A 21,880-nucleotide genomic window follows, 5' to 3' on the forward strand; every position below is an offset into this window, starting at 1 on the left:
ACCCCTACACGACCCCGCCACCGCCCCGCCCACTTTGGCCAGCGATTTCAAAGTTGCTTGTTGAAATCTACACGCACAAGTGGCTGTTCCTGCTGCTCGGCACCCTCGTAATGGTCGCGTTCTTCTGGCGTGTTCGCTATCTGCCTGCAATGACGCTGACCGACCTCGGGCTGGTTGCAATTGCCATTGTCGCATTCTCGGCATTGATGATAGTTCTGCTCGTTGTTTACGCGTTGCTACCCGTCGCTTTGTTGCGCGAGTGGCATGCGGCCGGGGCCATCACAGACAAGCTCAGCCCCAGGAATAGCAATGGACCTTGGGTTGCACCCACTGGACTCAGCTTGGTGCTGCTACTGGTGGGCGGCGTCATCGCTCTAATTTTCCTCTGGGCCGCGTTGTTCACTGAAACTGGCGAGCAAAATTTGTGGGCACTTCCGCTACTCCTGCTTCTTGGCGCGCTGCTTTCGTTCGCCCCTATCCTTCTAAAACGCGATGCATCCACGCCGGTCAGCCGCATCGCATGGTCATTGAGACTGGTTGCGTTCTCGACAGGGCTCTACCTCTTCTTCTTTCCTTTCTTGACCCTTGTAGTTTTCGGCACGCATTCAGCCGCAGAGAATCTAACAACCGCCGAACTGGTGTGTATCTATCTCGCGCTCCCTTTGCTCCACTTCCTCTTTCTGTCTCTTCGCGCTCTGCCCATGCAGCAGAGGCTTATCGCCGCATCCATTACAATCATCTATCTGCTCTCAATGGCAGGCACTATGTTCGAGGCACTCGATCGTGCTGCGGCGACGTTCCAACTGGGCCTGCGCCCGCATCAGAATGTCGTTGTATCAAGTGAAGGTTGCCGCATCGCCAAGGCCGCTTCGGTCATTGCTTCATGCAGCACGGTGCAAGGCTCAGGGAAGGAACTCTATGAGATTCACGACGTCTTCGTTCTCAATCGCCTTGGTAGCCACATGGTCATTGCAGAGTCCGGTTGGACGCCAAAGAAGCCATCTCGCTCTGTTCCGATCCCGGCCAGCGATGTGGTGACATGGTACGCAACGCCTCCCTCGGCGACACCTTTGGCCGAGTATGCGCCACGTTCTTCGACGTCCCCTCCCAAGATCGCGCCAAAGGAAAAACTGCCCAAGAAAATGCATGGCGGCTGAAGCCACGGTGTCGGATGCACTTGCTCGGGGAAACGTCGACGGTGGGCAGCCCTTCTCGCCCCGCCACGCGGGGGCCGTCGACGTGCTGAGCACGGCCAGGCGCGGAGGATGAGCCACTCCGACTGTGTCTATCCACACCCGAATGTCCGCTCCCACCGGTTCCCGTCTGGTCATCTACGCCGCCCTCGCGGGCAATCTGGCCATCGCCATCGCCAAGTTCATTGCTGCCGGCATCTCCGGCAGCTCGGCCATGCTCAGCGAGGGCGTGCATTCGCTGGTCGACACGTTGAATGAACTCCTGCTCTTGTACGGCCTGCGCCGCGCCGGCAAGGCGCCAGACCCCGTGCATCCGTTCGGCTACGGCCGCGAGCTGTACTTCTGGAGCTTCATCGTCGCCCTGCTGGTGTTCGCCGCCGGCGCCGGTGTGTCGGCCTACGAGGGCATCCAGCACATCCGCCGGCCGGAGCCGGCCACCAACCACGCGTTGAGCTACAGCGTGCTGGGCATCTCCATCCTGTTCGAGGGGGCTTCATGGTGGGTCGCGCTACGGGAGTTCCGGCGTACCAAGGGCAAACTGGGCTACTTCGAAGCCTTCCGTCGCAGCAAGGATCCGTCCACCTTCACCGTGCTGCTGGAGGATAGCGCGGCCCTGCTCGGCCTGGGTTTCGCACTGATCGGGCTCGTGGCCGCCCAGGCCCTGGACATGCCGGTGCTTGATGGTGTGGCGTCGCTGTGCATCGCCGGCGTGCTTGCCGCCACCGCCTTTCTTCTCGCACGCGAAACCAAGGGACTGCTGGTGGGTGAGCCGGCCCACCCGGCCGTGGCCGAGCGGATCATGGCCGTGGCGGAAACCGATCCCGACCTGCGCCGCGCAAATGGCGTGACCACCATGCAGATGGGCCCCGAACAGGTCGTGGCCATGCTCAGCGCCGAGTTCGAAGATGACCGGAAGACACCGCAGATCGAGGCGTGCATCACCCGCATCGAATCAGCCGTGAAGCGCGAGTATCCGGAACTGGTGGCACTGTTCATCAAGCCGCAGACACCCGAGGTCTATGCCTCCCGCCGCGCGGCACTGGCCGTTCCGCCTGCGCAGGAATGACACTGCGTCTGCGCCCGTTTCACCTGTCTGGTGCCACAGTGCCATCACCGTTTTCCCGAGCCTGCCTCTACCGTGCCGGATTGGTTGCCCGCCTCTCTTCAGATCCTCCCCCGCAGCTTCTACCGGCGCCCGCCCGTCGAGGTTGCGCCCGAGCTGCTCAACAAACTCCTGGTCCGTGACGATGGCCGAACGGGTCGCATCGTTGAAGTCGAAGCGTACGCGGGCAGCGTCGATCCGGCGGCGCACTCCTATCGCGGGCAGACGCCGCGCACGGCCAGCATGTTCGGCGAGGCCGGCCACCTGTATGTCTACTTCACTTACGGCATGCACTGGGGCAGCAACGTTGTCTGCGGCGAAGTGGGTGAAGGCGTGGCGGTGCTGCTGCGGGCCATCGAGCCGCTGGTGGGCCTGGAGCGCATGCGCGAACTGCGTTCCGCCGCGCGCCGCGACCACGATCTGGCCAGCGGGCCCGGCAAGCTCTCGCAGGCCTTCGGGCTGGACCGCAGCTTCGACGGCGCTGATCTGGTGACCGGCAACCACGGCATTGTCATCGCCAGCGACGGCGTGCCGCCGCCGGAGGATCCAGTGGTCGGGCCCCGCATCGGCATCACCCGCGCTGTTGATTTCCCCTGGCGTTGGCACATCCGTGATCATCGTCACGTATCGATCCAGCCACGTCGCGCTTCCGCCCCAGCGAGGAAACGATGATGACCCCGCTCGACAAGCCACTGCGCCGCGAACTGCACATCGACGGCCAACCCTACACTCTCACCGTGGCGCCTGAGGGCCTCAAGCTGGTTGAGAAGGGGCGACGCAAGGGCATCACACTGCGCTGGCAGGACCTGGTATCCGGAGACGCTGCACTGGCCACCGCCTTGCAGGCATCGCTCCAACAGCACTGAGCCGGCGCGCCCACCTCACATCGGCATCACCCCGCCGTGGCGATACATAACGGCGCGCACACTAGCGTAGCGCCAGCCAGCCGCCGCAACCGCCCTCGCCACCCAGCCCTGAAAAGCGCCATGGACGAAGCCGAACGACTGCTCGAAATCGAACGACTGCACCTGTTGGATACGCCACCGGAGCCGGTGTTCGATGCCATCGTCGCCGCGGCCCGCGCCGCGACCGGACTGACCATGGGCCTGATCACCGTGGTGGCCGAAGACCGCCAATGGTTCAAGGCCAACATCGGCCTGGAGGGCGTCAGCGAGACCGCCCGCGAGATTTCCTTCTGCACCCATGCCATACGCCAGGACGAGCTGTTCGAGATACCCGATGCGCGCCAGGACCCACGCTTTTCCACCAATCCGCTGGTCACCGGTGGGCCGCGCATCCGCCACTACGCCGGCATTCCCCTGGGATCGACGCACGGCGCACGCATCGGCACGCTGTGCCTGCTCGACCCGATGCCCGGTGTGCTGTCACCCTCCCAGCGCGAACTGATGGTGCATCTGGCTCGGGTCACCACCCAGGTGCTGGAACAGCGCAGCACCCTGATGGCGCAGGTTGGCCAGGCCAAGGCGCTGCATCGCGAGCTGAAACGCAGTGAGGACTTCCTGGAGCGTACCAACCGTGCCGCACGGGTGGGCGGCTGGGAGATGGACCTGCTGACCAACGAGGTGCGCTGGACACGGGAAACCAAGCAGTTGCATGGCGTACGCAGCAACTTCACGCCCACGTTGGAGACCGCACTCTCGTTCTATCGCGAGGACAGCCGCAATATCATCCAGGCGGCGGTACAGCGCTGCATCGACGAGGGGACATCTTGGGAAGTACAGCTGCCGATGACCACGGCCGACGGGCGCGCGATCTGGACCCGGGTGGTCGGCAGCCGGCAACAGGTCGACGGCCATCCGCGCCTGGTCGGGGCAATCCAGGACATCACGGACGAACGAGCCGCGCTGGACGCGTTGGAAGCGAGCGAAACCCGCTACCGTCGGCTGTTCCACTACAGCCTGGGCCTGATCTGCACCCACACGCTGGACGGCACATTGACCTCGGTGAATCCGGCGGCGGTGCAGTCGCTGGGCTTCGAGGAAAGCCAGATGATCGGGCGCAGCCTGTGTGACTTGATGCCGCCGGAAAAACGCGAAGGTTTCAGGGCCTACCTCGCCCGGATCCAGGCAAACCACACCGACGCTGGCGTGATCGAGCTGATTGCCGCCGATGGTACGCGCCACTACTGGGCGTACCACAACGTGCTCGACAACGAAGCCAGCCCGCCCTACGTGCTGGGGCATGCACAGGACGTCACCGCGCTGAGGATGCAGGAGCAGCAGCTGCGCGACATGTCCTTCAAGGATCCGCTCACGCAGTGCTACAACCGGCGTTACCTGCACCGGCTGGATGAACTGATTGACGAGCGCTGGGCCTGCGTGATGTTCGATCTGGACCATTTCAAGCACATCAACGACACCCAGGGCCACCGCCGTGGCGATGCCGTGCTGGTCGAGTTCGCCACCTTCCTGCGCTCGCCGCTGGGCAAGGACGAGACCGTGGTACGGCTGGGTGGCGACGAGTTCATGGTAGTGCTGGTCGCGCCAGCGAATGGCCGCCTGAGCGAACTCGAGCACTGGTACCAGGACCACGCCGCGCTTTCGCCCAGCGCGTTCTCGATGGGTGCGGCCATCAACACGGCCGGTGAGCCCGTGGCCGACACCATCCAGAAGGCGGACAGCCGCCTGTACCGAACCCGCGCGCGCGTGCGTCGGGAGCGACGCGAAGACCCTGCCGCGCGTTGATCACGCCCGTACCGCCACCCAAGCCGGCGCGTGGTCGCTGGCCTTTTCCTGCAGCCGCACCCAACGGTCGACGCCCGCATCCTTCAGTCGCTCCGCCAATATGGGATTCAACAGCAGATGATCGATGCGCAGCCCACGGTCGCGCTCGGCGTGCTGGCGGAAATAGTCCCAGAAGGTGTAGATCGTGGCGTCGCCGTGCACCTTTCGCAGCGCATCGGTCCAGCCCTGCGCGAGCAGCCGTTCGAAGGCATCGCGAACCTCGGGCTGGAACAGCGCATCGCGCCGCCAGGCCTTGGGATCATAGACATCGGCGTCTGTGGGAATCACGTTGAAATCACCCAGCAGCAGCGCCGGGTGCGGCAGCTCGACCAGGCTGTGTGCATGCCGGATCAGGCGTTCCATCCAGCGCAGCTTGTAGTCGAACTTGGGCCCGGGCTGCGGGTTGCCGTTGGGCAGGTAGAGGGCACCCACGATGACGCCGTGCACCGCCGCCTCCAGGTAGCGACTCTGCGTATCCTTGGGTTCGCCCGGCAATCGGCGGCGGCTCTCGACCGGCATGGTTCCCCGAGCCAGCAGCGCCACGCCGTTCCAGCGCGCCTCACCCTGCCAGAGCGCACCGTAGCCGGCCTCTTCCAATGCCGCAGCGGGAAACGCGGCGTCGGTGGCCTTCAGTTCCTGCAGGGCAACCACGTCCGGCGATTCCCTGTGCAGCCAGTCCAGCAACTGCGGCAGGCGCGTGCCGATGCCGTTGACGTTGAACGTCGCAATACGAAGCGTTTTGCGGCGGGGCATGGATAAAGGTTCCTCGGCGCAGCGGGACGAGCATTCACTCTGCGCGCCCGGGCATGCACGGGCCGTGGATGCCACGTCATGATGCGGTGCCATTCGGTTCACGAACCGCTGCCACGGCGCACAGCAGGCTGGTCACCCGTGAACAGTGCCGGAGAAGCCCCATGGCGGTGCGTCCGCTGCGCGCGATCTATCAGGTCGACCCGTATCTGTTCCGCGACAGCCAAGGCCGCGGCTGGGGCACCCTGGATGGCATCACCGAAAAGCTGGACTACCTGCAGTGGCTCGGCATCAGCCATGTGTGGCTGCTGCCGTTCTACTGCAACGCCGGCCGTGATGGCGGCTACGATGTCACCGATCACTACCGCATCGATCCACGCCTGGGCGACGAGACCGCCTTCCAGCGCCTGGTCGATGCGGCCGACGCGCGCGGCATCGGCATCATCGTCGAACTGGTGATGCAGCACACCGCCAGCGCGCACCCGTGGTTCGTCGCCGCACAGCAGGGCGACCCGGCCTGGCGCCGCTGGTACCTGTGGAGCGACCACATGCCTGACGACGGCCTGCAGCCGATGTTCCCGCCGATCGAGGCCGCTGTCTGGACATGGGATGCCACGGCCGGCGCGTTCAACCGGCACATGTTCTACCGGCACGAGCCAGACCTCGACCTGGCCCATGCCCCGGTACGCGAGGAACTGCTGCGGGTAATGACGTTCTGGCTGCAGCGTGGCGTGGCCGGCTTCCGCGTGGACGCCGTTCCGTACATGGTCGAGCGCGCCCGCCACGCCGACCCGCGCGACGACGGGCTGTGGCTGCTGGAGGCGATGCGCGCCACGGCAGACGCGCAGCAACCAGGGCTGCCACTGATCGGCGAAGCGGATGTCCGCGCGTCCCACTACGGTGACTTCCTGTGCCACGGGCGGCGGCTTTCGCACCTGCTGGATTTCCACCTCAACAATCATTTCTTCCTCGCACTGGCACGTGGCGATGCCAGCGAAGTGGCGCGGGTCATGGCCGAGTACGGCCCGCACGCGCCGCCGGACACACGCATTGCCTGGCTGCGCAACAATGATGAACTGGACCTTGAGCAGTTGGAGCCGGATGAGCGCGAAGCGGTGATGGAACGCTTCGCCCCTGAGCGTGGCATGCGCATCTATGGCCGTGGCATCCGCCGCCGGCTGGCACCGATGCTGGAGGGCGACATCGCATGGCAGGCCATGGCCTGGGCGGCGCTGCTGTCGCTGGGCCAGGTGCCGGTGATCCGCTATGGCGAAGAGATCGGCCTCGGTGATTGCCTGGAACTGCCCGAACGCAATGCCGTGCGCATGCCGATGCACTGGCATAACGGCCCAGGGGCTGGGTTCACCGACGAACCGCGGCATGCCTGGCGCGCGCCACCGGCAGACGGCCCCTACGGTTACCGCACGGTGAACGTCGAGGCGCAACGCGCGACGCCAGGTTCACTGCTGCTGCGGGTGCGCGAGCTGCTGCAGCAGCGCAATGCACATCCCGTGCTGCAGCAGGGTCCTCACACGCTCGACCCGCCCTCACCTGCGCTGCTGATGCTCCGCTACGGTGAGGCACCCCATCAGGCACTGGCACTGATCAACTTCGGCGACGAGCCGGTCGAGGTGGACGTGCCCCTGCGCGGCCCGCTGAACACGCTGGTGGGCCACGGCGCAAAACTGCAGGGTCGCCGCTGTTACCTGCAGGGCCACGGCTATACGTGGCTGGCTCCCGAACGTGCCTGAGTGCGCAGCGCGGGCAGCACGTGTTCGGCGAAGTCGTCGATGAAGCGTTCCTGCTCGCGGTTCACGTTGTGCAGGTAGATGCGATCGAACCCCAGTCCCTGCAGCTCCTGCAGCCAGGCCCGATGCTGGCCCAGGTCTGCCGAGACATGCACGTGCTGGCGCACCACCTCGGCGCTGACCGATCGGGCCTGTGCTTCGAACTGTTCGGGCTGGTCCAGGCCTTCGGCCAGTTCCGGCGACAGCACGTTGGCACTCCACTGCTCCATCGCACCTTCCAGCGCAGCCTGTTCGGCGCGCGCGTAGGAGAGCTTGGCCTGCAGGTACATCGGCTTGCCCCTGCCACCGCCTGCCTCGAACGCTGCCACCACACGCTGTAACCGCGCCAGCGGTTGGCTGATGGTGATCAGCCCATCGGCCCAGCCCCCCATCCAACGTGCAGTCTCCTCCGTGACCGCTGCACCCAGCAGCGGCAGGGGAAGCGCCGGTCGGCTGTACAGGCGTGCCTGGCGAACCTGGAAGCCACCGTCATGGTCTACCTGCTCGCCACCCCACAGCCGCCGCATCACCTCGGCCGCATCGCGCAGTGCCTTCTGCCGCTCGCGCTTGGCTGGCCACGGCTGGCCGGTGATGCGCTCGTTCAGTGCCTCGCCGGTACCCAGCGCCAGCCAGATCCGGCCCGGCGCCAACTGCTCCAGCGTCGCCGCTGCCTGTGCCACCAATGCCGGGTGCTGGCGCAGCATCGGGCAGGTCACCATGCCCAGGGTCAACGCGCTCTGCACCGCCAGCGCGCCGGCCCACACCCAGCTGTGGCCGGACTGCCCTTGCGCAGTCGTCCATGGATGGAAATGGTCCGAGCACATCACGGCCTCGAATCCCGCCTGTTCGGCGCGCAGCGCCAGGCCCAGCAAGGTGGCGGGCGGGAACTGCTCATGCGATGCGTGGTAGCCGATGGTCATCACGGATTCCGTGCGGGGACTGGACACGATGGCAACACCCCTCCAGCTAAAACCGCGTCATGGAAACGAACGCTTCCTGCATCGGGCATCGACGCTGGGCTATCGCCGAGGGCTACATTCCAGCCTGGAGCAACGGCCCGTCACCGGAGATGCAGAGTCACGAAACCTGCTGCGTACTCAATGCCGGCGACGAGCCCGCGCATGTCACGCTCACCCTCTACTTCGAAGACCGTGATCCGGTGGGCCCCTACCGGGTCACCGTGCCGGCACGACGCACCTGTCACCTGCGCTTCAACGACCTGCAGGATCCGGCGCCGGTGCCGCGCGGCACCGGCTTTGCCACCCTCGTTGAATCCGACCAGCCGATCATCGTGCAGCACACGCGGCTGGATTCACGGCAACCGGCCAACAGCATCATGACCACGATCGCCCATCCGTTGTGAAGTCCTCCGCGCAGGCGTCCACGCTGCAACGACACCGCGCCCTCCGGCCGTTTACCCGCATGGAGGGAGACTGGCGCCGGTTTCCTTCCGGAGAGTGACGATGGCCCTGCCCGACTACCCACGCCCGCCCTTCCCCGCCCAGCAGCAATCCTTCCCCGGCAAGACCGCGCAGATGCAGCCGCGGCCGGACCACGGTGAGAGCAGCTATCGCGGCCATGGCTTGCTGCAGGGCAAGAAGGCACTGATCACCGGCGGTGACAGCGGCATCGGCGCAGCCGTGGCCATCGCCTTTGCGCGCGAAAGCGCCGACGTTGCCATCGCGTTCCTCGATGGTGAGCAGGACGATGCCCGCCATGTGCAGCAGCAGATCGAACAGGCCGGGCGCAAGGCCGTGCTGGTGCCGTGTGACATCAGCGACCCGGCACAGGCGCGCTCGCTCGTGGACCGCGTGGCCAGCGAACTGGACGGCCTCGACATCCTGGTCAACAACGCGGCCTACCAGCGCTACTACGAGCACTTCGACGACATCACCCTGGATGACTGGAAGCGGACGTTCGATACCAATGTCCATGCCGTGTTCAATCTGACCCGGTTGTGCGTCCCGCACCTGCGCGGTGGCGGCGCGATCATCAACACCGCATCGGTCAATTCCGAGCGGCCGACCCCGAACATCCTTCCGTACTCCGCGACCAAGGGCGCGGTGGCCAACCTGACGCTGGGGTTGGCGGGCCTGCTGGCCGAGCACCAGATCCGCGTCAATGCGGTGCTGCCCGGACCGATCTGGACGCCGTTCATTCCGGCAGGCATGGCCGCCGAGGAGGTCGAGCAGTTCGGCTCGCAGACGCCGTTTGGCCGCCCCGGGCAGCCAGCCGAACTTGCATCGGCCTATGTGATGCTGGCTTCGGACAGCGCCAGTTATACCTCTGGTGCACTGCTGACCATTTCTGGCGGCGCGGCGACGCTGTAGCCTCCATGACCGGATTGCCTGCATGGATCGAGGACTGGCTGACCGTGGTTGTGCCGGTGGCCGAGGTGCTGGCCATCCTCGGCGTCGCATGGGTGATGGTGCGTGCGCTGGCGTGGCTGCTGGTGCAGGCCCGGCAGCGCGGCAGGCTGGCTCCAGAGCTTCATGTGGGCCTGCGCCGTGGCGGTGCCTTGCTGCTGTATCTGGCGGCTGCGCTGCTGATACTGGAGCGGCTGGGCGTTTCGCGCTCGGTGCTGTGGACCGCGCTGACCGGGTTCATGGCGGTCGGTGCGGTGGCGTTCTTCGCCGCGTGGAGCGTGTTGTCCAACCTGTTCTGTTCGTTCCTGATCGTCGCCACGCGCCCGTTCCGCATCAATGACACCATCGAAGTGCTGGAAAGCGTGGACAAACCGGGCCTGTGTGGTCAGGTGGTGGACATCAACCTGATCTACACCACGCTGAGTGATCGTGGCGAAGGCGCGCGCGGTTGCCTGCTGCGCGTGCCCAACTCGTTGTTCTTCCAGCGCATCACCCGGCACTGGGGCGACAGCGGCTATGCGCAGCTGCCAGCAAGCGTGGCGATCAAAGGCAAGGCGCGCTGAGTCGCTGTAGCGCCGAGCCCATGCTCGGCTTGCTGCGCGCGGCGCAGGGCGCATCGCGGTCTGAATGGAGAGCAGCCGAGCGCGGGCCCGGCTCTACGGTGCCACCGCGGACGACGCTACTCCGCCGCCAGTGCCTGGATCGGGTCCAGCTGTGCGGCATTGCGGGCCGGGAAGTAGCCGAAACCCAGCCCGATTGCAGACGAACATGCCAGCGCGGCGAGCACCGGCCCAGGCGTGAACAGGAACGGCACGCCCAGTGACAGCAGACTGGACAAGGCTCCCACACCCAACGCGGACAACACGCCCAGCACGCCGCCGAACAGGCAGATCAATACGGCCTCGATCAGGAACTGGCGCAGGATGTCGCCCTGCCGAGCCCCCACCGCCAACCGCACACCGATCTCGCGCACGCGCTCCTTCACCGACACCAGCATGATGTTCATCACGCCCACGCCACCGACCACCAGCGCCACCGCCGCAATCGCCGAGACCAGCGCCGCCATGGTCTGGCTGGACTTCATCACCGCCTTGCGGATCTGGTCCGAGTTGTAGATGAAGAAATCGCGGCGCCCATGCAGCCGCTGCAGCTCTGCGCCCAGCGAGGCTTCAGCTGCACGGGTTGGTACGTCATCGCGCACGCGTACGGTGATGCTCTCCAGCCGCTGGCTGCCAAGCAGGCGCGAGGCCGCCGAGGTGTAAGGCACGTAGACCGTGGGCGTCGCGCCGCCTGCGAATGCACTGGCACCCACCACCCCGATCACGTCCACCGGCATGCCGCCCAGCAGCACCGTGCCGCCGATCGGATTGCCGTTGAACAATGCCTTGGCCGCCTTCTGGTCGAGCACGGCCACCGCGCGATGCCCCTCCACCTCGGCATCGGTGAAGAACCGCCCCGCCTTCAGGCGCAGCCCGCGCACGCGGGGTAGATCAGCGCCCACGCCAAGCACCTGTGTGTTGGCGCGCCGGTTGCCCTGCAGAGCGGCCACCGAGCTGCTCAGGTTGGGGCTTACGCTGTCTACGTAGCTCAATGCGGCCAGGTGATCGGCATCGTCCACGACCAGCGTTTCAATCTCGGCCGAGCGCGGGTCGCCGAAATCCGCACCCGGGAAGATCTCCAGCGTACTGGCACCCAGTTCGTTGATCTGTGACTCGACCTGCGCCTGTGCGCCCTTGCCCAACGCAACCACGGTCACCACCGCAGCCACGCCGATGATGATGCCCAGCATGGTCAGCAAGGTGCGCAGGCGATGGGCCAGCATCGAACGTACCGCCATCCGTGCAGCTTCCCTGGTCGCATCCAGGCGCGCGCGGCGCTCGGCGCCCGGTTCCGTGCTGCGCTCGGGCCCGACGGCTTTGCGTGCAACCGCGGGATCACCCGTACCACGGTCGGATACGACCCGGCCGTCTGCGATCTCGATCACGCGTGAAGCGTGCGCGGCAATCGCCGCATCATGGGTCACCAGGATCACGGTATGGCCCTGCGCATGCAGGCGCTTGAGTTCGGCCATCACCTGACTGCCGCTGGCATGATCCAGCGCACCGGTCGGCTCGTCGGCCAGCACGATGGCGCCGCCGTTCATCAGCGAACGCGCAATGGAAACGCGCTGCTGCTGGCCGCCGGACAGCTGGCTGGGCCGGTTCGCGGTCCGCTCGCCCAAGCCAAGCGTTTCCAGCAGCAGGCGGGCACGCGTGGTGCGCGCATCGGCCTCCACCCCGGCATAGACGGCGGGCAGGGCCACGTTCTCGGTAGCGCTCAGGTTCTCCATCAGGTTGTAGCGCTGGAAGATGAAACCGAAATGCTCGCGACGCAGGTGCGCCAGTTCATCGGGCGACATCTGCTCGGTTGCGGCGCCGTGCACGCGGTAGCTGCCTTCGGTTGGCCGGTCGAGGCAGCCCAGGATGTTCATCAGCGTGGATTTTCCCGAACCGGACGGGCCGATGATGGCGATGAACTCGCCCGCCGCGATGCGCAGCGACACGTCCTTCAACACCACCACCTCGCCAGCGGCCGAGCGGTAGGCGCGCGATACGCCATGCAGTTCCAGCAGCGCGTCAGCCATGCTCACATCCCCAGCAGGCTGGTGGGCTCGGCTTCCGCGCCGCTGGGCGCCTGCCCGACCACCACGTTCTCGCCCGCCTTGAGGCCGGACAGGATCTGCACCGCAGTAGCGGTGCGCAGGCCGGTCGTCACCGCGCGCTCGTGGACACGGCCCTTGGCATCGACCACCTGTACGGTCGCGCGGTTGCCCGCCTTGTCGTCGCTCTCGGAAACTGCCGTCAACGGCACCTGCAGCGCATTGGCGGCGCGCGCCAGCTGGATCGTCACCTTCACCGTCATCGACGGCTTCAGTTTCAGGCCTGGATTGGGTACGTCAAACAGCCCGGCGTAGTACACCGCCTTCGGCGTCTGCGCCGATCCACCGGTGTTGCCGGTGGCCACGTCGGCAATCGACGATGGCGCAGGTTCAAGCTGCTGCAGGTGCGATTCGTAGCGGCGTCCGCCCGGCCCCAGCGTGGAGAACCACAGGGGTTGGCCAGGCGCGATCAGCTCCACGTCGGCCTCCGCGATCTCGGTGCGAACCGTCATCGTGTCCATCTGTGCCAGCATTACGATGGTCGGCGTGGTCTGCATCGAGTTCAGCGTCTGCCCGGCCTTGGTGACGATGGCCACGATGTAGCCGTCGGAAGGTGAGACGATGCGGGTGTAGCCCAGGTTGATCCGCGCCGTCTCCACCTGGGTCAGCGCCTGCTCGATCTGGGCCTGCAGCGCGGCGACGTCAGAGCGCGCCGCTTCGCGCGCCACCCGCGCGGACTCGAAACCTTCCTGCGAAACCAGCCGCGACGCCACCAGCTGCGACTGGCGCTCATGCACGCGGATGGCCTGGGCGTAGCGCGCCTGGCTGGCGGCATGCTGGGCACGCAGCGCATTGGCAGCCGCTTCGGCGCTGCGCAGGGCGATGCGCTGCGGCTGCGAATCCACTTCGGCAATCAGATCACCAGCGTGCACACGCTGGCCCAGCACCACATGCAGGCGCTTGACCTGGCCCGATACCTGCGCACCCACCGCCACCAGTTCCTTGGGGTTGACCCGGCCAACGGCCTGCACGGTCTTTTCCAGGTCCGCCACCCTTGCCGGGGCCGTGATCAGCGCGGCATCATCACTTTCGGCAAACAGCCACCAGCCGGTGCCGCCCGTAAGAAGCGCAACGATTGCGGCAATGATCCAGGTCCTGCGGTTGTCCATCGGAAGGCTCGCATGCACGCAGCCACCGGATGTGACCGCAGAACCCGCAGTCTGGAAGGTGGTGGTGGATGTTTCTTGGAGCCACTGTGGAGATTGCATGGAGGCCGCACATCCGTTCACGCACGGCATCCGCTCCTGAACGGCACGGATCGCGTCCATGAAATCTCGACACAATCTCGACCAAGTCTCCATCAACGGCCCCTAGCCTTGTCGGCCTCGCCGACTGCGTTCCCGCCGTGTCCCTCCCGCTTCCTGACCTGCCTCCCATCGATGTCCGCCGCGCCTACCTCGCTTGGTGCGCGCCTTCGCCGTGGCTGCTTGCACTGGTAATGGCGTCGACCAGCGCCTGGATGCTTGCCAGCGCGAACCAGGCGCCGCCCCTGCTGGCGGGCGCCGGTGCCGCCGCGCTGGTGTGCTTCCGCAGCGAAGGCCCCGCCCATTCGGCGCGCACGGGCACCCTGGCATCGCTGGTGCTGATCGGCTTCGCGGTCTGGTCCGCCTCCAGCGCTGGCCTGAGTCTCATGCCTGCAGGGATAGCGGCGGTCCTGGTGGCTGCGTTGCTTGCCCGGCGCCTGTGGGCCCTGGTCCGCATGGCCCGCCGCTTGCAGGACCGGGTGGACGCAACGGGCATGCAATCACGGTGGAGCAAGCTGCCTGCGGCCGTATCGGCCCTGCTCGCACAGCACCTGCGCGGGACCGCAACGCTGGCGCCCGCCCTGCAGCACACGCTGGTGCTGGCCACCCTCGCCTGGGCCGCCCACGAAGAAGCACAGACCCTGGAACGGCCACGATGACACCGCCGCCAGCACTCCCCATCTCGTACTTGAAACTGCAGCGTTCAATGAAGACCGATGCACGCACGCGCCAGGCGCCCCTGGTGCTGATTGCCGAGGATGAAGGCGAAATTGCTGACATTCTCGGCGCCTACCTGGCCCGCTCCGGGTTGCGCAGCGCCCGCGCCGCCGATGGCGAAGCCGCCCTCGCCAGCCACCGCCAGCTGCGCCCCGACCTGGTGCTGCTGGACGTGCAGATGCCGAAGTTGGATGGCTGGCAGGTCCTGAGTGAGCTGCGCCGGCGCGGCAACACCCCGGTGATCATGCTCACCGCACTGGACCAGGACGTGGACAAGCTCACCGGCCTGCGCGTCGGCGCCGACGACTATGTGGCCAAGCCGTTCAATCCTGCCGAGATCGTTGCGCGCATCCAGGCGGTGCTGCGCCGTAGCGCGAAGCCCATGGCAGAAGAACCCAACGGGCTGATCCGGCAGGGGCCATTCGAGATCGACCTGCGCAGCCATGAGGTCACCGTGCGCACCGATGACCATGTGCACGCTTTGAATTTCACACTCACCGAGTTCCGTCTGCTGGTGCACATGGCGCGCGCACCGCGCATGGTGCACAGCCGGCTGGATCTTCTCCAGACCTGCCTGCCGGAAGGCGATGCGCAGGAGCGCACCGTGGACAGCCACGTCAGCAAACTGCGCCGCAAGCTGGAGGACGTCGGCATCATCGGCATTCCCGCCACCATCCGCGGTGTCGGCTACCGCTTCCTGGACTGAACCGATGAACCGCAAAGGCAAGAGCATCGGGCGCCAGATCACGCTGTCCATCACGGTCGCATCGCTGTGCTCGACCGTACTGTCGATCAGCGGTTTCTACCTGTTCTATTACCTCATGGAGGTGTTCTATCCCCGCTGGTATGACGAGCCGGAGACCATCATGCCGTCAGGGCTGGAGTGGCTGTGGATCGGCCTGACCGCCACCGTGGTGGTGGCACTGGCCACGTTGATCGCCTCGCGCCTGACCCGGCGCATCATCACCCCGCTGAACTCGGTGGCCGAAAGCCTGCGTCGCGTCGCCAGCGGTGATCTTGAGGCGCGTGCGCGCGGCGGCGACACCTCGATGGCCGAGGCCGCCACACTGGTCAGCGACTTCAACTCCATGGCCGAGCGGCTCAGCCGGATGTCCGAGAACCGCGTGTTCTGGAATGCAGCGATCGCACACGAACTGCGCACGCCGATGACCATCCTGCGCGGCCGCCTGCAGGGCATCGCCGAAGGCGTGTTCGAGCCGGGGCCCGAGCAGTTCAACAGCATGCTCACCCAGCTGGAGGGCCTGACCCGCATCATCGAAGACCTGCGCGTGGTGAGCCTTGCCGAAAGCGGTCACCTGGATCTGCGCCTGCAGCGCAGCGATGTCAGCGTGCAGGTAGCGGCGGTGGTCGAAGCGATGTCCGAGGCGCTGACCGAGAGTGGTTTCTCGGTGACCTTGGACGCACGGTCTTCGCTGGCCGACTGCGATCCGGCACGCATCCGCCAGGCGGTGCTGGCGCTGCTGGAGAATGCACGACGCCATGCCATCCCCTGCCCCCTCCGGGTTCGCGTCACGCTGGCCGAAGGCCATTGCACCGTGACCGTTGAGGATGGTGGCCCCGGAGTGCCGGACGACCTGCGCGACAGCATTTTCGAAGCCTTCCAGCGCACCGATGTGTCGCGCTCACGGCAGAGCGGTGGCTCCGGGCTTGGCCTGGCGGTGGTGCGCGCGATTGCCGTGGCCCATCACGGAACGGCGCGATGCAGGGCGACCGAACGCGGTGGTAGCGCGTTCGAGATCCGCTGGCCGGTGCACGCGCGTCGTTGAGGGCCATCGCTGCCCTGGAAAGCCCGAAATGCCGGAACTGCCTGGGTAGAGTCGACTGTCAGGCGACTTGCGCGCGCAAGCGCGGGTTCTTCCAGCAGTTCGCAAAGAGCAGTCGACCAACAGTCGACTCTACCCCCGACCCACCCAGGCATCCCATGCAACACCCCCACGATCCAGCGGCCGCCGCCGGCAGCATCGGCCAGCAGAATGCGGCCGCCACCCTGAAGGCCATCCTGCGCACCTACCCCTGGCAGCTCACCGGCACGTTCTCGCTGGTGGCACTGGAAAACGCGCTGCTGCTGGCCTATCCGCTGTTCGCCGGCTTCGCCGTGGATGCCATCATCCGCGGCAACATCGGCCATGCCATCTCCTACGCCGGCGTGGTGCTGCTGTTCTGGTTGGTCGGTGCCGCCCGCCGTGCGGTCGATACCCGGACGTTTACCCGCATCTATGCCGATCTGGCAGTGAACGTGGTGCAGGCGCAGCGCCGTTTGGGCCAGGCCACCTCCACTTCGGCGGCCCGCGTCGTTCTGGCCCGCGAGTTCGTCGACTTCTTCGAAAAGCACGTGCCGATCATCGCCACCGCACTGGTATCCATGTTTGGCGCTGCGGTCATGCTGCTCGCAATTGAACCGCTGGTCGGTGGAGCCGCTCTCCTCGCGCTGTTCGGTGCTCTCCTGCTGCTGCCGTCGTTCGCGCGTCGCAACGAGCAGTTGCATGAGCGCCTCAACAACCGCCTGGAACAGGAAATCCGACTGGTGGACCGGGTCAGTCCCTCGGTTTTGCGCCGTCACTACACCACGCTGTCACGCCTGCGCATCCTGCTCTCCGATCGCGAAGCCGGCGCCGTGCTGGCCGTCGGCGCGACGGCAGCGGCCCTGTTCGCACTGACCATCGGCCGCCTTGCCACCACCCATGGCGTTACCCCCGGTCACGTCTATGCGGTGATGACCTATCTGTGGACCTTTGCCGGCAGCCTGGACGATGCACCGTCGATGGTGGATCAGCTTGCGCGGCTGAAGGACATCGGCCGGCGAGTCAGCCCGGGGATGTACGACGCGGAGCACAAGGATGTCGCTTGACCGGTAGATGCCCACCTTGGTGGGCACCGGCGGGAGCCCGCGCCAACCAAGGTTGGCGGCTACCGGGCGCGATGGGTACCCATGCGCCGCTCGGCGCTACAGGAACTCCGCCATGCGCTGCAGCTCGTCGTCCAGCGCGCCACGAAAGACCTTGTCGCGGGCCAGAGACTTGCCGGCATAGCCCACGTTCGACACCAACTCACCTTCGCGCATGCTCAGGTTGGCCCAGCCCACCACCTGGTCGTGCCACAACACCGGCAGTGCGTAGTAGCCATACTGGCGCTTCGGTGCAGGCGTGTACGCCTCGAACTTGTACACCCAATCCCACAGCAACTCGAAACGGCGGCGGTCCCACACCACCGGATCGAACGGCGCCAGCAGGCGCACCTGTTCGTCCGGCGCATGGCGGCGCGAGCGCGGATTTTCGTCCGCCGGCCAGTACCAGGTGGTGCCCTCCAACGTGCAGCTGGCCAGCTGCTGCTTGGCCAGTGCCAATGCCTTGCGGGTCTGCTCGGCCAGGTGCGGAGCGCCATAGCCCAGCAGGCGCACCAGATAGGTCAGGCTGGCCGAAGGCAGCGGTGCGTACTTGCGCACCACCAGATCGATCAGGGCGGCAGCACGTTCGATCTGCGCCTGTTCGCTGGAATCGGGCTCGGCATGATCGGCCACCGCGTAGATGCGCGTACCGCTATCGCGCCGTTGCACGCGCAGCAGGCCGCGGTAGTGCATGCCGTCCAGCAGATGGGTACTGGCATTGCTGGTGCCGCCCCAGTAGTTGGTCACCCGCCCATGCGCGAACGCCTGGTCGACCTCGCGTGGGTGCACGCTGCCACGCTCGCGCACAAAGGCCAGCACATCGGCCGCACGGCGATGGGTCTCGGCATCCCACTCGCGCTTGGAAACCCGTGGGTGCATCAGCGCCAGATGCTCGCGCGGCAGGAAGCCGTAGTTCACCAGGCAATCCTCTTCCACCGGCAGACGCGTGTAGCGGCGCTCAAGATCGCCCGCGCGGTAGTCCTTCACCCGGTGGCGCAGGGTCAGGTCCTGCGCGCGAGCGGGTGCCCGGATCGGGTCGGCCTGCACGAAGCCCAGCCGCCGGATCGCGGTCAGCAGCGTGGTCGGCTTGAACAGGGTGCGCGCCACCGCGTAGCGGCGAAGATCATCGAGAGTGGGCGTGGCAGGCATGGCCGCATTGTATTCTCGACACTACGCGATCCGTCCAGTAGAGCCAGGCCATGCCTGGCTGGCGTCATGGTGAATGGCCACGATCATCCACTCATGGCGTGGATCTACCGAAGCCGCGATACCTCCAGCGAACCGATCACCAACGCCCGCATGCCCTGCTTGAACTCGGTGATCACCTGCCCCTCCTCGTCGTCCGCAATCGCATAGATCGTGTCGGCGCCGGCGATGCAGTAGAACGCGATCGTGGCCAGCAGCCAGCGCGCCTTGTCCACCGGCAGGCCGAACACCTCGGCCACGTGCGCCTGGTGCGAGGCGATCTTCTCCAGCATCGGCGCGGTCGCCACCGTGCGCCGAAGCAGGTACGGCGGTAGCCCGGGATGCGCCTTCACCACTTCGCACAGCGACTCCACGAACCCCATCAGGTAGGCCTCCAGCCCACCGGGTGCGTCGACCGACGCGCGCGGAATCTGCCAGCGCTGGAACACCGCCTCCGCCACCAGGCGCTTCAACGCCTCCAGGTTGGCCACGCGCTTGTACAGCGCTGCCTGGGTTACCGCCAGTTCGGCGGCTACGTTGGCCATGGTCAGGTTGGGCAGGCCCAGGCGGATGCCAATGTCGGCCAGGCGCTCCGGGGTGATGGTGGGTGGGCGGCCACGGGTCGGCGCCGTTGGATCGGGGTGGGTGCTCATACCCTGCTGAGGGTGCCAGTAAAGGGACCCTCTTGTCCGCTTCAATTGATTTAGTTTAACTTACCCAACTAATTCGGAATGCGTCCAGCACGCTGCCCGTAGTCGAGCCCATGGCTCACTTCCCGCCAGGTCCCCACCCAGCCAACAACCCTGCGCTGCGCCCTACCCCCGTGCTTGCCGTCGGCAGCGCGCCAGGCGCGCTCGCGCCTGCGATTCACAGGACTCTGGCATGACCGTTTACAACTTCACTTCTGCACAGCATCGTGCTGCCGCATTCTCAGGCCTGATGCATCCGCCGGGCATGCCCATGCGCTACCGGATGTCAGCCCTCGCGCTGGGGCTGCTGGCCTCGTTTGCCGCGCTGGCCGACACCGCACCGTCCACGCTGCCCTCGGTGCAGGTGCAGGAACAGCGCCGGGTCACTGCAGACTATGCGGGCGGGCAAGTGGCTGCCGGCAGCCGCGTCGGCCTGCTCGGCGACAAGGACTTCATGGACACGCCGTTCAGTACGGTCAGCTACACCGAGTCCTTCATCCGTGATCGCCAGGCCAAGGACCTGACCGACGTCATCGCCGCCACCGACCCCACGGTGTTCAGCAATGGCGTCACCGGTGCCTGGAGTGAGAACTACGCGATCCGCGGCTTCGCCTCCAACACCAGCGACACCACGTTCAATGGCCTCAGCGGCATGGCGCCCTACTACCGCACCTCGCCGGAAATGTTCGAGCGCATCGAGGTGCTGAAGGGACCGTCTGCGCTGCTCAACGGCATGCCGCCGGGCGGCTCGGTCGGTGGCAGCGTCAACCTGGTGCCCAAGCGCGCAAGCGAGCAACCGCTGCTGCGGGTCAGTGCCAACTTCGCCTCCGACGCGCAGTTCGGCACCCACGTGGATATGGGCCGTCGTCTGGGCGCCGACAAGCAGTTCGGCATCCGCTTCAACGGTGCCTACCGTGATGGTGACGGCGTAGTCGGCAAGCAGAGCAAGAAGGTACAGCTCGGTTCGCTGGCACTGGACTGGCGCGGCGAACGTGCGCGGGTGTCGGCGGATCTGTACAGCGCCGACGATCGCGTGGACGGCCCGGCACGTGGCGTCGGCCTCGCACCGGGCGTGGCCATTCCGCGGCCACCGCGTGGCGATACGCTGATCAACCCGGACTGGGCCTACGTGGACAGCCAGGACAAGGGCGCGATGCTGCGCGGCGAGCTGGATATCAACGATAGCCTGATGGCCTACCTCGCCTACGGCACCAGCAAGACCGACTACCGCTACAACGGTTCGATCAGCGCGCAGATCCTCAATCCGGCTGGCGACTTCACCACGGTGATCGGCCAGCTCGCCTTCGACATCAAGAAGCAGTCCGGAGATGCCGGCCTGCGCGGTTCCTTCCACACCGGCAGCGTCGGCCACCAGTGGGCCGCCAATGTGACCCATTACCAGCACACCCAGAACGACTACGGCCGGCGCAGCGTGCCCGGCTGGGACTGGACCACCAATCTGTACAACCCGGTGTGGGGCCCGGCCGCGCCGTTCATGGCACCGCACATCTCGCATACCGAGCTGACGCTGGACAGCCTCGGCTTCGCCAACACCCTGTCCTTCTCCGATGACCGCGTGCAGTTGACGCTGGGTGTGCGTCGCCAGCAGGTGGTCAGCGAGACCTTCAGCGTCGCTACCGGTGCGCGCACCTCGCGCTACGACAAGAGCGCGACCACCCCTGCGGCTGCATTGCTGGTGAAAGCCACCGACACGCTCTCCCTCTACACCAACTACATCGAAGGCCTCAGCCAGGGTGCTACCGCGCCGATGACCGCAGCCAACGCCGGCGATGTGTTCGCACCGTTCCGCACCAGGCAGAAGGAGCTGGGCCTGAAGCTGGACCTGGGCAGCTTCGCGCACACCTTCAGCGTGTACGAGATCAAGCGACCGAGCAGCTACACCGATCCGGTCACGAATATCTTCTCGCTTGGTGGCGAACAACGTAACCGCGGCGTGGAATGGGGCTTCTTCGGCGCACCGATGGACGGCGTGCGCCTGCTCGGTGGCGTGGCCTATGTGCAGCCGAAGCTGACCCGCACGGCCGGCGGCGTGAATGAAGGACGCATCGCCACCGCCGTGGCGCAGCGGCAGGCCAAGCTGGGCGTGGAATGGGATGTGCCGACCTTGCAGGGCCTCACCCTGACCGGCAATGCCACGGCGATGTCGAAGCAGTACATCAGTGCCGACAATAGCCTGTCGGTGCCGGGGCGTACGTTGTTCGACGTGGGCGCGCGCTACAGCACCACCGTGGCGGGTCGACCGCTTGCGCTGCGGGCCAGCGTGAACAACGTGACCAACAAGGCGTACTGGGGCATGCCGTTGCTTTCAAGCCTGGCGCTGGGTGCGCCGAGGACGGTGTTGCTCTCTGCGACGATGGATTTCTGAGCCGGGCGACAAACTGTCAACGGGATCCACGCATGGCGTGGATCTGCCGGAAACTGTAGAGCCAGGCCATGCCTGGCTGCTTCCATGGTGATCCGCCAAACGCATCCACGCCTG

General features: G+C 66.2%; 20 protein-coding genes. 14 read left to right on the top strand and 6 right to left on the bottom strand.

Annotated features, from left to right (window positions below; genetic code table 11):
- The 5 genes from O0K41_RS08025 to O0K41_RS08045 all read left to right on the top strand — a co-directional run.
- A partial coding sequence (locus O0K41_RS08025) for a hypothetical protein (protein ID WP_308304480.1) occupies positions 1–1,157 on the top strand: 1,157 nt, incomplete at its 5' end.
- A 142-nt stretch (positions 1,158–1,299) separates the two neighbouring features.
- Positions 1,300–2,259, top strand: a complete 960-nt coding sequence (locus tag O0K41_RS08030) for a cation diffusion facilitator family transporter (RefSeq protein ID WP_088436535.1) — start codon at positions 1,300–1,302, stop codon at positions 2,257–2,259.
- 72 nt (positions 2,260–2,331) lie between these two features.
- Positions 2,332–2,967 (top strand): DNA-3-methyladenine glycosylase, encoded by a 636-nt coding sequence (locus tag O0K41_RS08035; protein ID WP_164221236.1) that lies wholly within the window; start codon positions 2,332–2,334, stop codon positions 2,965–2,967.
- Positions 2,967–3,161: a hypothetical protein gene (locus O0K41_RS08040; RefSeq protein WP_005413550.1), complete on the top strand. Its 195-nt coding sequence runs from the start codon at positions 2,967–2,969 to the stop codon at positions 3,159–3,161. Before O0K41_RS08035 ends, O0K41_RS08040 begins: the two co-directional genes overlap by 1 nt.
- Positions 3,162–3,281: 120 nt before the next feature.
- A complete protein-coding gene (locus tag O0K41_RS08045; protein ID WP_005413551.1) occupies positions 3,282–5,000 on the top strand; it encodes a PAS domain S-box protein in 1,719 nt (572 codons plus the stop codon).
- On the opposite strand, the gene xth is transcribed toward O0K41_RS08045, so the two are convergent.
- Complete coding sequence (gene xth / locus O0K41_RS08050) at positions 5,001–5,792, bottom strand: exodeoxyribonuclease III (protein WP_164221234.1); 792 nt, start codon at positions 5,790–5,792, stop codon at positions 5,001–5,003.
- A gap of 161 nt (positions 5,793–5,953) precedes the next feature.
- Here xth and O0K41_RS08055 point away from each other — a divergent pair, with 161 nt between their 5' ends.
- Positions 5,954–7,540: an alpha-amylase family protein gene (locus O0K41_RS08055; protein WP_164221232.1), complete on the top strand. Its 1,587-nt coding sequence runs from the start codon at positions 5,954–5,956 to the stop codon at positions 7,538–7,540.
- Here O0K41_RS08055 and O0K41_RS08060 read toward each other — a convergent pair.
- The gene (locus O0K41_RS08060) at positions 7,510–8,496 is read right to left on the bottom strand and encodes a TIGR03885 family FMN-dependent LLM class oxidoreductase (RefSeq protein WP_164221230.1); all 987 of its coding nucleotides are present in this window, start codon (positions 8,494–8,496) and stop codon (positions 7,510–7,512) included. The two genes, O0K41_RS08055 and O0K41_RS08060, sit on opposite strands and share 31 nt — an antisense overlap.
- A 59-nt stretch (positions 8,497–8,555) precedes the next feature.
- Here O0K41_RS08060 and O0K41_RS08065 point away from each other — a divergent pair, with 59 nt between their 5' ends.
- From O0K41_RS08065 to O0K41_RS08075, 3 genes are all read left to right on the top strand, one after another.
- Positions 8,556–8,939, top strand: coding sequence for a sensory rhodopsin transducer (locus O0K41_RS08065; RefSeq protein WP_005409793.1), 384 nt, complete (start codon positions 8,556–8,558; stop codon positions 8,937–8,939).
- 100 nt (positions 8,940–9,039) lie between these two features.
- Entirely contained in the window at positions 9,040–9,906 is an 867-nt protein-coding gene (locus tag O0K41_RS08070; protein ID WP_164221228.1) for an SDR family oxidoreductase, read from the top strand.
- 5 nt (positions 9,907–9,911) lie between these two features.
- Positions 9,912–10,505, top strand: a complete 594-nt coding sequence (locus O0K41_RS08075) for a mechanosensitive ion channel domain-containing protein (protein ID WP_164221226.1) — start codon at positions 9,912–9,914, stop codon at positions 10,503–10,505.
- Positions 10,506–10,621: 116 nt separating this feature from the next.
- On the opposite strand, the gene O0K41_RS08080 is transcribed toward O0K41_RS08075, so the two are convergent.
- Positions 10,622–12,565, bottom strand: a complete 1,944-nt coding sequence (locus O0K41_RS08080) for a MacB family efflux pump subunit (RefSeq protein WP_164221224.1) — start codon at positions 12,563–12,565, stop codon at positions 10,622–10,624.
- Positions 12,566–12,567: 2 nt separating this feature from the next.
- On the bottom strand, positions 12,568–13,749 hold the full coding sequence (locus O0K41_RS08085) for an efflux RND transporter periplasmic adaptor subunit (protein ID WP_164221303.1): 1,182 nt from the start codon (positions 13,747–13,749) through the stop codon (positions 12,568–12,570).
- Positions 13,750–14,078: 329 nt separating this feature from the next.
- Here O0K41_RS08085 and O0K41_RS08090 point away from each other — a divergent pair, with 329 nt between their 5' ends.
- The 4 genes from O0K41_RS08090 to O0K41_RS08105 all read left to right on the top strand — a co-directional run bounded on the left by O0K41_RS08090 (position 14,079) and on the right by O0K41_RS08105 (position 17,470).
- Entirely contained in the window at positions 14,079–14,543 is a 465-nt protein-coding gene (locus tag O0K41_RS08090; protein ID WP_005409798.1) for a hypothetical protein, read from the top strand.
- A gap of 47 nt (positions 14,544–14,590) precedes the next feature.
- The gene (locus tag O0K41_RS08095) at positions 14,591–15,307 is read left to right on the top strand and encodes a response regulator (protein WP_032965890.1); all 717 of its coding nucleotides are present in this window, start codon (positions 14,591–14,593) and stop codon (positions 15,305–15,307) included.
- Between the two features lie 4 nt (positions 15,308–15,311).
- Entirely contained in the window at positions 15,312–16,388 is a 1,077-nt protein-coding gene (locus tag O0K41_RS08100) for an ATP-binding protein (RefSeq protein WP_005409800.1), read from the top strand.
- Between the two features lie 155 nt (positions 16,389–16,543).
- Positions 16,544–17,470, top strand: a complete 927-nt coding sequence (locus O0K41_RS08105) for an ABC transporter six-transmembrane domain-containing protein (RefSeq protein ID WP_164221222.1) — start codon at positions 16,544–16,546, stop codon at positions 17,468–17,470.
- 96 nt (positions 17,471–17,566) lie between these two features.
- Here the strand turns inward: O0K41_RS08105 and O0K41_RS08110 are convergent, their stop codons facing one another.
- Together O0K41_RS08110 and O0K41_RS08115 are read right to left on the bottom strand one after the other, a co-directional pair.
- Positions 17,567–18,655 (bottom strand): crosslink repair DNA glycosylase YcaQ family protein, encoded by a 1,089-nt coding sequence (locus tag O0K41_RS08110; RefSeq protein ID WP_049450921.1) that lies wholly within the window; start codon positions 18,653–18,655, stop codon positions 17,567–17,569.
- 104 nt (positions 18,656–18,759) lie between these two features.
- The gene (locus O0K41_RS08115) at positions 18,760–19,344 is read right to left on the bottom strand and encodes a TetR/AcrR family transcriptional regulator (protein WP_014647283.1); all 585 of its coding nucleotides are present in this window, start codon (positions 19,342–19,344) and stop codon (positions 18,760–18,762) included.
- A gap of 229 nt (positions 19,345–19,573) precedes the next feature.
- On the opposite strand from O0K41_RS08115, the gene O0K41_RS08120 reads away from it, so the two are divergent.
- Positions 19,574–21,766, top strand: a complete 2,193-nt coding sequence (locus tag O0K41_RS08120; RefSeq protein WP_164221220.1) for a TonB-dependent siderophore receptor — start codon at positions 19,574–19,576, stop codon at positions 21,764–21,766.
- Positions 21,767–21,880: the final 114 nt, after the last annotated feature.

The sequence above is a fragment of the Stenotrophomonas sp. Sm2128 genome, from assembly GCF_030985535.1.
GTDB classification, from domain to species: Bacteria; Pseudomonadota; Gammaproteobacteria; order Xanthomonadales; family Xanthomonadaceae; genus Stenotrophomonas; species Stenotrophomonas maltophilia.

What these genes read in the sequence shown, in the direction of transcription:
- O0K41_RS08030 (WP_088436535.1), top strand. Translation starts at nt 1,300, where the DNA reads ATGTCCGCTCCCACCGGTTCCCGTCTGGTCATCTACGCCGCCCTCGCG.
- O0K41_RS08040 (WP_005413550.1), top strand. Translation starts at nt 2,967, where the DNA reads ATGACCCCGCTCGACAAGCCACTGCGCCGCGAACTGCACATCGACGGC.
- O0K41_RS08045 (WP_005413551.1), top strand. Translation starts at nt 3,282, where the DNA reads ATGGACGAAGCCGAACGACTGCTCGAAATCGAACGACTGCACCTGTTG.
- xth (WP_164221234.1), bottom strand. Translation starts at nt 5,792, where the DNA reads ATGCCCCGCCGCAAAACGCTTCGTATTGCGACGTTCAACGTCAACGGC.
- O0K41_RS08055 (WP_164221232.1), top strand. Translation starts at nt 5,954, where the DNA reads ATGGCGGTGCGTCCGCTGCGCGCGATCTATCAGGTCGACCCGTATCTG.
- O0K41_RS08060 (WP_164221230.1), bottom strand. Translation starts at nt 8,496, where the DNA reads ATGACCATCGGCTACCACGCATCGCATGAGCAGTTCCCGCCCGCCACC.
- O0K41_RS08065 (WP_005409793.1), top strand. Translation starts at nt 8,556, where the DNA reads ATGGAAACGAACGCTTCCTGCATCGGGCATCGACGCTGGGCTATCGCC.
- O0K41_RS08070 (WP_164221228.1), top strand. Translation starts at nt 9,040, where the DNA reads ATGGCCCTGCCCGACTACCCACGCCCGCCCTTCCCCGCCCAGCAGCAA.
- O0K41_RS08075 (WP_164221226.1), top strand. Translation starts at nt 9,912, where the DNA reads ATGACCGGATTGCCTGCATGGATCGAGGACTGGCTGACCGTGGTTGTG.
- O0K41_RS08080 (WP_164221224.1), bottom strand. Translation starts at nt 12,565, where the DNA reads ATGGCTGACGCGCTGCTGGAACTGCATGGCGTATCGCGCGCCTACCGC.
- O0K41_RS08085 (WP_164221303.1), bottom strand. Translation starts at nt 13,749, where the DNA reads ATGGACAACCGCAGGACCTGGATCATTGCCGCAATCGTTGCGCTTCTT.
- O0K41_RS08090 (WP_005409798.1), top strand. Translation starts at nt 14,079, where the DNA reads ATGGCGTCGACCAGCGCCTGGATGCTTGCCAGCGCGAACCAGGCGCCG.
- O0K41_RS08095 (WP_032965890.1), top strand. Translation starts at nt 14,591, where the DNA reads ATGAAGACCGATGCACGCACGCGCCAGGCGCCCCTGGTGCTGATTGCC.
- O0K41_RS08100 (WP_005409800.1), top strand. Translation starts at nt 15,312, where the DNA reads ATGAACCGCAAAGGCAAGAGCATCGGGCGCCAGATCACGCTGTCCATC.
- O0K41_RS08105 (WP_164221222.1), top strand. Translation starts at nt 16,544, where the DNA reads ATGCAACACCCCCACGATCCAGCGGCCGCCGCCGGCAGCATCGGCCAG.
- O0K41_RS08110 (WP_049450921.1), bottom strand. Translation starts at nt 18,655, where the DNA reads ATGCCTGCCACGCCCACTCTCGATGATCTTCGCCGCTACGCGGTGGCG.
- O0K41_RS08115 (WP_014647283.1), bottom strand. Translation starts at nt 19,344, where the DNA reads ATGAGCACCCACCCCGATCCAACGGCGCCGACCCGTGGCCGCCCACCC.
- O0K41_RS08120 (WP_164221220.1), top strand. Translation starts at nt 19,574, where the DNA reads ATGACCGTTTACAACTTCACTTCTGCACAGCATCGTGCTGCCGCATTC.